The 11,441-nt window shown below is 49.3% G+C and carries 9 protein-coding genes; 2 read left to right on the top strand and 7 right to left on the bottom strand.

From position 1 onward, the window contains the following. The first annotated feature begins 29 nt into the window (after positions 1 to 29). A complete protein-coding gene (locus tag ACYVGR_RS02595; protein ID WP_460953715.1) occupies positions 30 to 1,055 on the top strand; it encodes a lysylphosphatidylglycerol synthase transmembrane domain-containing protein in 1,026 nt (341 codons plus the stop codon). Between the two features lie 111 nt (positions 1,056 to 1,166). Continuing rightward, positions 1,167 to 2,762 carry a M28 family peptidase gene (locus ACYVGR_RS02590; protein WP_460953714.1) on the top strand — a complete coding sequence of 532 codons (1,596 nt, stop codon included), beginning with the start codon at positions 1,167 to 1,169 and terminating at the stop codon, positions 2,760 to 2,762. Between the two features lie 75 nt (positions 2,763 to 2,837). On the opposite strand, the gene ACYVGR_RS02585 is transcribed toward ACYVGR_RS02590, so the two are convergent. From ACYVGR_RS02585 to ACYVGR_RS02555, 7 genes are all read right to left on the bottom strand, one after another. After that, the gene (locus tag ACYVGR_RS02585) at positions 2,838 to 3,161 is read right to left on the bottom strand and encodes an AtuA-related protein (protein WP_460953713.1); all 324 of its coding nucleotides are present in this window, start codon (positions 3,159 to 3,161) and stop codon (positions 2,838 to 2,840) included. Then, positions 3,158 to 4,480, bottom strand: a complete 1,323-nt coding sequence (locus tag ACYVGR_RS02580) for an acyclic terpene utilization AtuA family protein (RefSeq protein WP_460953711.1) — start codon at positions 4,478 to 4,480, stop codon at positions 3,158 to 3,160. The genes ACYVGR_RS02585 and ACYVGR_RS02580 overlap by 4 nt, the downstream gene beginning before the upstream one ends. Positions 4,481 to 4,546: 66 nt before the next feature. Further along, positions 4,547 to 5,842 (bottom strand): CitMHS family transporter, encoded by a 1,296-nt coding sequence (locus ACYVGR_RS02575; RefSeq protein WP_460953710.1) that lies wholly within the window; start codon positions 5,840 to 5,842, stop codon positions 4,547 to 4,549. Positions 5,843 to 5,850: 8 nt separating this feature from the next. Next, positions 5,851 to 7,881: an alpha/beta hydrolase domain-containing protein gene (locus ACYVGR_RS02570; protein WP_460953708.1), complete on the bottom strand. Its 2,031-nt coding sequence runs from the start codon at positions 7,879 to 7,881 to the stop codon at positions 5,851 to 5,853. A 92-nt stretch (positions 7,882 to 7,973) separates the two neighbouring features. Beyond that, positions 7,974 to 9,587 carry a carboxylesterase/lipase family protein gene (locus tag ACYVGR_RS02565; RefSeq protein ID WP_460953706.1) on the bottom strand — a complete coding sequence of 538 codons (1,614 nt, stop codon included), beginning with the start codon at positions 9,585 to 9,587 and terminating at the stop codon, positions 7,974 to 7,976. Positions 9,588 to 9,647: 60 nt separating this feature from the next. Then, positions 9,648 to 10,529: an alpha/beta hydrolase gene (locus ACYVGR_RS02560; protein ID WP_460953704.1), complete on the bottom strand. Its 882-nt coding sequence runs from the start codon at positions 10,527 to 10,529 to the stop codon at positions 9,648 to 9,650. 3 nt (positions 10,530 to 10,532) lie between these two features. Then, positions 10,533 to 11,411, bottom strand: a complete 879-nt coding sequence (locus ACYVGR_RS02555; RefSeq protein WP_460953702.1) for an alpha/beta hydrolase — start codon at positions 11,409 to 11,411, stop codon at positions 10,533 to 10,535. Between the last annotated feature and the right edge of the window lie 30 nt (positions 11,412 to 11,441).

Genomic DNA, 11,441 nt, shown 5'->3' with positions numbered 1-11,441 from the left:
TTGTTTATCAAAATAGCTAATTTGCCACCATGGTGAAGGGATTTTTTCGGCGGGTAGTACCCATTTTGCTGGCGATAGGATTGCTCTGGTATGTTCTGAAAGATGTACCGCTTACCGAGTTGGCAGAGCAGTTTCGCCAGGCTGACCCTCGCTGGTTAATACTTGCCGGATTACTCATTTGTTGCTTTCATCTGGTTCGGGCTGCCCGCTGGCAACTTGCTTTGCAGGCACTTGGCTTCTATCCATCGCTCTTTCGAACAACCATTGCCTTATTGGCAGGCTCATTGGCCAGTATGCTGGTACCTGGAGCAGGGGAATTGACTCGCTGCGGTACTTTACAACGAACTGACGGTGTCCCACTAGCGCAGGGAATCGGTTCGGTAGTGGCGGAACGTGTTATTGATTTATTGATGCTGGTGGTAATCCTTGGCCTAACTATATTACTTGAATTTCAGCGAGTTGGTAAATACCTTGTGGAACTCCTGGCACCCCTGATAAGCCGATTAGCACCAAATGGGCAATCAACCAACCTGCTGATTGGTGTTTCTATTGGTTGTATTCTCTTAGCCATCTCTCTTTATCGGCTTTTGCGAACAGAGGCATTCTGGCAACACCGGCTTGTTATTCGGTTGGCCGATATTGCTAAAGAGGTCAAGCGCGGGTTTCTGAGTATTCAGCAACTTAAACAACCGGGCCTTTTCATTCTGTTGACCGGTATGAGTTATGGTCTCATTTTTTTGATAATCTATAGCTTATTCTTTGCCTTACCTCAAACGGTTTCACTTCCTCCTCAAGCGGCACTAACTATCCTGACTGTCAGCTCGCTGGGTGGATTAGCCGTACCTACGCAGGGCGGGCTGGGAACCTATCATTTTATGGTTAGTCGGGCATTGGTTTTATATGGTATGCCTCTAACCGAAGGCGTTATCGTAGCCACATTTCAGCACGCTGTGCAGACAGGCTTTTCGCTATTTCTCAGTAGCCTGAGTTTTCTGATTATCCCAATTCTGATTACGAATCGGCAGAAAAAACAGGAAGCGGATTTAGTGAATTAATTTTTTCGGAAATTAGAGGTTTCCTAATAGACCGCTGATTTTTAAGATCAATAGGATTAGCAATGATTTAATCCTTACTAGCGTTCTGTTTTACCAATAAAAACCTGTTTAATGACTTCTCAACAATTCTTGCTGGCTGCCGGGCTATTGACGCTGCCTTTTGCCAGTATCGCTCAGGACAAGTTTGCCAATACTATTACGGCGGCCGACCTTGAAAAACACCTCCGCATTCTGGCTGCCGATGACATGGAAGGCCGCGAAACCGGCACCCGTGGACAGCGTAAAGCAGCCGATTATATCGCAACTCAGTTTGCCGCCGAAGGTCTCAAGCCCATCGTTAAAGAAACCGATGGTAAGCTAGGGTATTTACAACCTTACACCCTTTACAAAAAGAACTGGGGTGATTTTTACGTGAGCGCCGGTGGCAAACGGTTTGAACCCCAAAAGGATTTTATGCCCAACGGCCTGCTCTATTTACCCACCGAAACAAGCTACGAGACCGTATTTGCTGGCTACGGTATTGGCGATACGAACTACGACGATTACGCCGGACGTGATGTAAAAGGGAAAGCCGTAGTGGTGCTAGACGATGAACCTAAAGCCGCCGATGGCAAAAAATTAGTGAGCGGCACCAGCGAAGCGTCTAAATGGGGCGGACCAAACGGCTGGCGTGCCAAGAGCCTTTTAGCCAAAGAGAAAGGAGCCGCCCAGCTCTTTATTATCTCTGCCGAGTCGGCGGAAGCGTTTAAGCAGCAGCTTACGCAACGTAGCGCTATGCAAGCCCGATTTAACCGATTGGGCTTAAAACCAGGCGCCGAAAATGTAGGCTCGGTTGGCGTATTTCTGGTTACCGCCGATATGGGAGCCGCTTTGCTGAATACGTCTACAGCCACGTTAACACAAACCATAACCCAGCTTGCTCAATCAGCAAAACCAGTAGCGTCGTCATTAGCCGGAAGCATTGCGATGAAAGCCGACCGGGTTGATGAAAAAACGGAGTCGTCGAACGTACTGGGCTTTATCGAGGGCACTGATAAGAAAGACGAAGTACTGGTTATTTCGTCGCATTACGACCATATTGGTATCAGTGCGGATGGCCAGATTAATAACGGAGCTAACGACGATGGCTCGGGAACGGTATCAGTCCTGGAAATTGCGCAGGCATTTGCCAAAGCCAAAGCCGCTGGAAAAGGTCCCCGTCGGTCTATTCTGTTTCTGACTGTATCGGGTGAAGAGAAAGGCTTATTGGGATCGCAGTATTATGCCGACATGAGTCCAGTGATTCCCCTGGAAAAAACCGTAGCGGATTTAAACATCGACATGGTGGGCCGGGTCGATGATCTGCATTTAGGCAAATCGGACAATTACATCTATGTGATCGGCTCGGACAAACTCTCGTCGGAACTACATAAAATCAGCGAAGAGACGAATCAGAAGTACATCAAAATGGATCTGGACTATAAGTACAACGATCCGCAGGATTCGCAGCGGATTTACTACCGCTCCGACCACTATAACTTCGCTAAGCACAAAATCCCCATTATCTTCTACTTCAACGGCTTACACCCCGATTACCACAAGCCAACGGACGACATCGAGAAAATCGACTTCAAACTGGCCGAAAAATCAGCTCGACTCGTTTTTTACACCGCCTGGGAAATCGCCAACCGCGACCAGCGCTTAGTAGTCGATAGCAACAAGCAGTAGTCTGTTAATGGATAATGAATAGTGTACAATGGATAATTGCTGGCGCATGACTAATTATCCATTGTACATTTTTCATTATCCATTAACTTCAGTTTCCACCCACATTTCTAACAGTGCATAACTCAGGCTTTTGCCGTGGGTGTCCATCGTTAACGAAGTCGTTACTCCACCCGTTAGCGCCTGCTGACATACAAATTGGAGAGCCGGTAAATGAGGCAATTCGTAGCGCGTTATTTCTCCCTTAACAATATATTCCAGGTGCTTACTAACGGCTTCGGCAGTTACCTTGTCGCGTAATAATGGGTAATCATCGGCGCTGTAGGGAATGAGCGACAAGGTCAATGTATTGCCTTTATCCCCAGCTCGACTATGCGCAATGTCGTATAGTTTTGTTCTCATGAGGTTAGTACAGTAATACTGGATGTTATTTTCTGGCGATCCATAAGCGTCGATACAATTCCGACCACTTCATGAATGTATTTGCGAGCCCCACCTCCGCCAGCCGGACCATTGGTGTAGAGGGCTTCTACTTCCTCGCCTACTAAAGCTGCCTGCTGGAGCGATGTTGCTCTCCCTGCCACTCGTAGCCGGATTTCATACGGTTCGGGATAATGCCCAAAGTTTGTGCGATGCACCGATGTACTACCGATGTAATCAATTCGTAGATCGGTAAACTGATTCTGCAATCGCTCCTGAATAATTGAACCGGCTAATTGTGCCCGGCCCAGCGCATTCGCACCCGCATAGGAAATTTCACCTTCGCCGATAAAGCCCGCTTCGTAACCTACGCTCACTTTCAAGGTGTCGGGCCGATTTTGACCTCGTCCGCCTGTAGCTTTTACCTGATCAGAACCCGTTTCTTCCAGACGCACCTGCGTAAAATCAGCAATAACATCGGGGGTCATGTATCGGCCAGGGTCCATTACTTCGTATAAAAGCTGTTCTTTAGCGGTCGCGACAGTCAGGATTCCGCCTGTACCTGCCACTTTGCCAAATACAGCCGTTCCATCGGGCGAAACATCAGCGAATGGGTGGCCTAAGCGCGCCATATCGGGAACGTCCTTACGACCTGGATCAGCAAAATAGCCGCCTGTCAATTGCCCGGCACATTCGAGCAAATGCCCAATTACCGTTCCTTGTCCAATTTGATCAGCATCATCGAGCGACCAGCCGAATTCGTATAGCAGTGGGGATACAAAAAGCGAAGGATCGGCGACGCGACCCGTAATAATAATATCAGCATTGGTGGCCAAGGCTGGTAAAATGGCATCGGTACCCAAATACGCATTGGCCGACACAAGCGCACCGGAAGCTCTCAGCGGTTTGCCTGTTTCAAGCGCTGGTTCATTGCCCGATAGCAGGCTAAAGACATCGTCTCCCGTAACAGCCGCTACCGTAACGGACCGATTTAACCGCTTCGCAATGTCAACAACTTTTTGAGCGGCCGCCAATGGATTAGCCGCACCCATGTTGGTAATCAGGCGAACCTTCTTTTCCAGCAAATGCGGCAGTAAACTCTCCATTCGGCGTTCCAGCAATGGGTCGTAACCCAAAGCGGGGTCCTGCCGCTTTCGTTTCTGAGCCAGTGCAATGGTCCGCTCGGCCAGACATTCCAGTACGAGATAATCTAGCTGGCCCTCCTGAACCAGTATGAGGGCTGGTTCAAGTCGGTCGCCGGAAAAACCAGCTCCGCACCCAATCCGAATTTGTGGTTTCATTGGATAAAGAGCGAAAGAGTGAATGTGCGAAAGAGCGACTTTCGCTCACGCCAAATCATGCTTGCTTTACACATGAATAGAACCGGTTAACAGAGCCGCCAGTGTCATAACTAGTGTCGTGCCGAAGGCCCATTTAAGGATAAACTTCTGGTGATCGCCTAAATCAACCTCGGCCAGGCCAACCAGCAGGAAGGTGGAGGCCGTTAATGGACTAACCGGGAAACCTACGGTCATTTGCCCTAGTAAGGCCGCCCGGCCAATTTCCAGCGGGTCAATGCCGAACTGTGTAGCGGTTTGGCTCAGAATTGGAACTACGCCGAAATAATAGGCATCGGGCGTAAAGAGTAAGCTGGCGGGCATGCTGGTAACAGCCGTAAGCGTTGGCAACCAGGCTGCGTGCTGCTGCGGAATGAGCGAAACCAGCGAGGTCGCCATCGCGTCGATCATTTTAGAACCCGTCAGAATTCCCGAAAATACCCCAGCCGCGAAAATCATACTCGATACCATGAAAATGTTATTGCCATGACTCTTCAGCACTTTTTGCTGATCGGGCAGCTTCGGGTAATTGATCAGCAACGCTACAACGGCCGCTACAATAAACAATGCCGATGCAGGTACCCAGCCTTTCATAAGCGAGACGATCAGGCCGATTGTCAGAACGGCATTGATCCAGAACAATTTTGGGCGACGCAATTCCTGTTGCTGCTCCGTCAGGTTTTCATGATGGGCATACTGCAAATCGACGATGCCCAAGCGTTTCCGCTCCTTCAACCCAAACCAGTAGGCTACGAAAAGCACCCAAGCGATACCCGCAAGGATAGCCGGGATGTTGGGGTTGAAGAGTTGCGTAGCATCCGTTTTCAGGGTCGAAATGGCCCGCGCCGATGTCCCTGACCAAGGCACCAAATGCAACGGGCCAACACTCAGCGCCACAATCCCCGGCAGAATCAATCGGTTGATGTTTAGCTGCTTGTAAATCGGCAGAAAGGCCGACATCACGATCATAAACGTAGCTGTGCCGTCGCCATCCAAATGGACAATCATGGTTAAAATGGCCGTTCCGACAATCACTTTTAATGGATCGCCTTTGACAAACCGAATGATGCCCGCAATAATGGGGTCGAACAGCCCAGCGTCGAGCATTGTCGCGAAATACAGCACGGCAAACATCAACAGGATACCCGTTGGCGCAACTTGCTTGATGCCCGCCAGCACCATCTCGCCTAACTCTTTTGGATTGAATCCGGCCAGAAAACCCATAACTATCGGCACCAGGACCAACGCGGTGATGACCGACAGGCGCTTGGTAATAATCAGCCCCAGGAAAATAAAAATTGTGGCAAAGCCCAATAGCGATAGCATGGTGCGGGTTAATTTTTCAGTACGTCACTCAATTGAGCCTTCTCGATTTCTGCCTGTGCGTCCTCCGGAAGCAGAAACCCTTCTTTCACCAATTCGCCAGTCGCTTTTCGTACGGCAGCCACATAGGCTTCGTGATTGCTATACCGTTCTTCCAGCGATAAACGAGGGTCATTAGCCGACACACGCTCTGCTTTCGTTTTTTTGAAGGGAATAAACATCCCATTCAGCGAATTCAGATCACCTTCGCCATAGCCTGCCCGGCGAAGACTCCAGCCGGTGTAAGTACCCAGTGGAACACGTATCGTGGTATTGCGAATACCCGCGATTTCGTTGCCATCCTGATCGACTTTCGGCACCAATACGACATAGGCGTTGGTTTTCACAACCTTTGGTGGCTCCTGCGATACGACACCCTTTATATGGTGCATATCGTACGATGCCCCGAAATCGAGCAGGGGTACATTATTGAATTGCCCATTGTACACCACGCCCGGAATAGACGGCCAGCCAACGTTTTTTTGATCCGGCAATACAAGGGTTTTCGCCTTAATCGTCGGATACACGCTTGCGGGTGGCTGTTTATTTTCCAGAACCCAGTGTTCAAGGGCAATCAATAATGCTCGCAGATTAGGTTGGTTTTGATTGTAATTCGTCATGAAACCACTGGCCGGATCGAGAAAACTGTTGGGCGAGTGCTGCGTCCCCGCGAACAGGTAAATCCGTACATTGTCCGGAATAGCCAGATCAGTTTTCCCGCTTGGGTCAGTGGTTGGCAAAGACGCCCGAATCTGCCGATATTCCGACGAGCTGAGCGTTTGCATAATCTTGGGGCAATTTCCCATTGGCGAACAGGCTTCCAAAATGCCACCGGTTATACCAGAAACGGCATCGCGGGTAACACTCCAGGTAAACGGCGGTTCGTTGCTCGGATATAGGTGATCTTCGTGCTGTAAACCGCCACCGCCCGGCCGACCAAAGCGAATGTTTAACGAGATACGCCGGGTAGCAATGTGCGCGTTGATGCCCTCAAATACCTGCTTACCCGCTTCGTCCTGATTAAAGCCTAGTTGCAAGAAAGTACGGGTAAAATTGCTGCATTGCGAGACACCCTGCATAATAGCCGCTCGAATGGGTATTGTCTGCGAACCGTCGGCCAGCAAAGGATTCCGATTGCTCGTGTCGTCGGTAGGCTTACTCCGTAGAAACGACGCCATATCGCGGACAGCAGCAAAACCTAGTCCGAGTACCAGTGGATTTTTGGCCGTATAAACCAGTTCGTAGATGTAATTCGGATCGAAACCGTCTTTGAGCGATAATTGTGTTGTGCTGGATTTTCCCGGAAATGGACTGGTCGTACAATCCGAAAACGCCCACTCACTATTGGGAATCTTAATTCGTTGATCCGCTTCGTGAACCCGTTTGGTCAACACCAAACCCGTGTTGTCGAGGCTAACGGTTTCGTAGCTGTGGTGTGTCATGCCACTAAATGGCCCACCGCTCAGGTTTTGTGTTTTAGCAGGAGCAAGCACCTGAATTTCAGCCCGAACTTTACCTGTAATTTCTTTCCCATTTTCGGTCGCCACTGGCACTTTTATAGTCAGACGAGAATTGCCCGCCAACACATCCCCCTGCCAGGCACACCAGACATATACGTAGCCTCGTTTCAGCAACGCCGTATCGGCTGGAAATACATTGCCCCGGTTAGGCAAACTCAGGAACAATAATCCATTGCTCTTGCGGATGTCTTTGGGTCGAAGCAGAATAAATTCCGAGACATATTCGACCATGCCCCGTTCATTTCGGGGTGCTAGTTGTAAATCCTGAATAATCTGGTTCTGCGGCAATTTCGGATCAACCTCGCCATACGCCTGCCCATATACCCGTTCGTAAATGCCAGCATTGCCAAACGCCCGCCCACCGGCATAAGGTTCGGTGCTGGTAATGACCAGTTTCACGATTTTAGCCTGCGCCGGGAAAGCCCATAGGGTGAGGCAGCAGCTCAGGAATAGGAGAAAACGGTAGGTTTGGCGAACGGTCATGTGTGAGCTAAGTTTTTTCGACAGGATTAACAGGATGGACAGGATTTTTCTAGTCTCAAATCCTGTCCATCCTGTTAATCCTGTCAGAAAAATTACATCGACTTACCAGCAGCGATTTGCAGCAACTCTTTGTCAGGATGATTTTTGACCTGATTCACATTGTCGAAAATCATGGTAGCGCCATTCTCCGCATTGTACTGCGGCCATGTGGGTAAGCCTTTATGATTCGGGTTACCGGTTCGGGCGAAAGCAAGCCAGGCACGGCTCATTTTGTCGGCCAGGGTATGGGCTTCTTTACCACCACCCGTCATTTCTTCGCAACGGCCGATGTTGTCGAATACGAATGGCAACTCCATACAGTGCATGGATTTGTAAATCCCATCCATCACCGGCGATTGCCAGGTGAACAGGTACATGTAGACCGGAGCAGCACCAGGAACGGCCTTAGCATCTGCCTGTTTAACGGTGAGCGGACGGAAATTGAAGTCGATATCAATGTAATCCGATGGTTTTACCGTTTCTGGATATGTTTTCTTTACGGCTGCCAGATAAGCCTCGGTTTTATCGCCGTATTTCTTCTGCAAATTAGCTTTAGCATCTTCCATCGAAATATTTCGGGTAGCCGGGTTGAAGGGCGTGAACTCGTTTTTCGTTGAGCCTACCAGCAAAGGAATATCTTTCGAAAGCGCTTGTGCCGCTGCCTCCGACGGTTGATATGGCAGGAACGTGCCATCGTGAATAGGGCCCCAACCAAGTCCCATAACAGGTTTCCCTTCGGCTTTCAGTGCATCGGCTACTTTACGGATGGCTTTTTTACCCGCTGCATTCAGGCGCTCGTAGGCTATTTTTTGCAGCGAATCGACCTGAGTCGGTTGTAACTTCAACTCGTCCAGCAGAGCTGCGCTTACTCGCTTCGTTAAATCGGTTTCTGCGAAGCTGGTGATGTAGCTACCGCTTTGCACAATGGCTTTATGAAACAAGCCTTTCGCTGATGGCGCATTCATCAACGAGGTCACTTTGCCGCCCCCACCCGACTGACCGAAGATGGTTACGTTGCCAGGATCGCCCCCAAATTGAGCAATGTTCTGCTTTACCCACTGCAAAGCCGATACTAAATCCATCAGACCAGCATTGGGTGAGTTTTTGTATTTCTCACCATAGCCCGACAAATCCAGAAAGCCCAGAATATTCAGGCGGTGGTTTACGGTAACCACAACGACATCACCCTTTTTAGTCAGGTTTTCGCCATCGTACGACGGGAGTTCAACCGAAGAACCCGCTGTGAATCCGCCCCCATGCAGCCAAACCATCACCGGCCGCTTTTTCGCCTGACTGATTTCGGGTGTCCAGACATTCAGACTCAGGCAATTTTCGTTGGTATACCCCCAATCGTGGTGGAACGGAAATTCAATTTCATCGTTCGTCGTCGTGGTCACGTCCATTGGACAAACCGGGCCATAGGTCATCGACGAGCGAACACCCGTCCACGAATCAGGTTTCGAAGGGGCCATGAATCGTTCAGCTTTGGCGTACGGAATCCCTTTGAAGGTAAACGTACCATTGTGGATGTAACCTCGAACGGAACCCGATTCGGTCGATACGGTGGCGATGCCTTTGCCCGCCATAATGGGGTCTTTGGCCTGTCCAACGGCCAATAGAGGCAGGGAGAAGGCGAGTAAACAGATTAGGATTGGATTGATTTTCATAAAGGTAATAGGTTGGTAATCTGGGTTATTAAAGTTCAGAGCTTAAGTCAATTCGATATATTAGCGAACCATTACCCCATTAGCACTCAATACCTTGCTAAAAAACAGTAGTTGGTACGGCAGCGAATTTCCCCAGTAGTCCCAGGTATGGGCACCGGGTCGTTCGATGTAATCGTGGGGTGTTTTGTTTTCCATGAGCTGGCGGTGCAGATCACGATTACCCTCAATCAGAAAATCATCGACTCCAATGTCGAAAATCAAGGGCAGGTTGTTTGCTTTCAACTTATCCGCCAGCGTCACCATGGTGTAGCCGGGATAGGGTGAGTCGCCTGCCGCAGGTGGCCCCAGCAGCTTGACAAAGTTTTCGGAGCGGGACTTAGCGAAATCGGCGGGTACTTTCCAGGTAGCCGTGTTGATGTTCATGACCCCGCTCATACTTCCGGCCGCAGCGTACAATTCTGGATGACGACTTGAAATGAACATGGCCCCATGACCACCCATCGACAAGCCCGCAATGATGCGCCCTTTCTTTTCCCGAACGGTGCGGTAGGTATTGTCGATCTTATCAATCAACTCCTTCGAAATAAACGTCTCAAATTGGCTGGTTTTAATTAGTGGACTATCGAAATAATAGCTGGTTGGGTCGCCGTCGGGTGTTACGATAATTAAGTTGTATTGATCCGCTAGTTGGTGCAGCAGGCTTTTATCAGGTACCTTAGTTAGCCAATCGCGGAAACTACCAGTGCCGCCGTGGAGCAGATAGAGCACCGGAAACGGCTGTTTAGCCTTTTTATACCGCGCCGGTAGTACCACTGCCGCCCGAAGTGTTCGGTTCATGGCGGCACTTGGTACATCCAGCGTATCTACTTTGGCAGCCCATGAAGGCAACGTAAGCAGACCAATTGTAAAAATTAAAAATAGGTTGGTAAGTAGTCGATGCATTGTTTATTGAACAGTGGTTCCGTTCGCTTTCAGTACGTTAGCAAAAAATAAAACATGATTTGGGAGCGAGTTTTGCCAGTAATCCCAACTGTGTCCACCCGGACGTTCGCTGTAATCGTGCGGAGTCTGATTAAAAACCAGTCGGCGGTGGAGTTCACGATTGGGCTCAATCAGAAAATCATCGACACCACAATCAATCACTAGTTTCAGCCCGTTGGTTTTCATTTTGTCGGCCATATTCACCACTGAATAAGGCGCATAGCTGTCCATCGAAAATGGCCCTAAAATCTTCTCGAACTCTCCCCGGATGCCTTTCTCCATTTCGGGTGTGAGTTTCCAGCTATTCATGTCCAGATTCAGGGCACCGCTCATGCTTCCAGCTGCGCAATACAAATCCGGGTGACGTGTAGCCAGATATAACGATCCATAGCCCCCCATCGATAACCCTGTAATGACCCGCCCTTTACTGGTGTTAACCGTACGGTACGTTTTGTCGATTTTATCAATGACTTCTTTCGTCAGGTAGGTTTCGAACTGACTGTCTTTAACCACAGGGCTGTCCAGATAGTAGCTAAAAATTTCTCCTTCCGGCATCACAATAATGAGATTATACTGGTCAGCCAGGCGGTGTAGTAGCGTTTTGTCGGGCGTTTTGGAGATCCAGTCGTTAAAATGGCCGAAGCCACCATGAAGCAGATACAGTACGGGATACTTTGTTTTACTTTTCTGCGAAGACTGATAGGACTCGGGTAATACAACGGCCGCCCGCAAGTTCTTTTTCATCACGACACTCGGGATATCGAGCGAATCAACCTTTGCGCAGAAGGCCGATACAGACAGGATTTGCAGGCTGAGGCAAAGGAATAAACGAAAAAAAATCATGTGATACGGTTATCTGTAAACGTTGGAAAT

The organism is Spirosoma litoris (assembly GCF_054776755.1).
The sequence above is the reverse complement of the archived record's forward strand: the minus strand, read 5'-3'. Positions and strand labels throughout refer to the sequence as shown.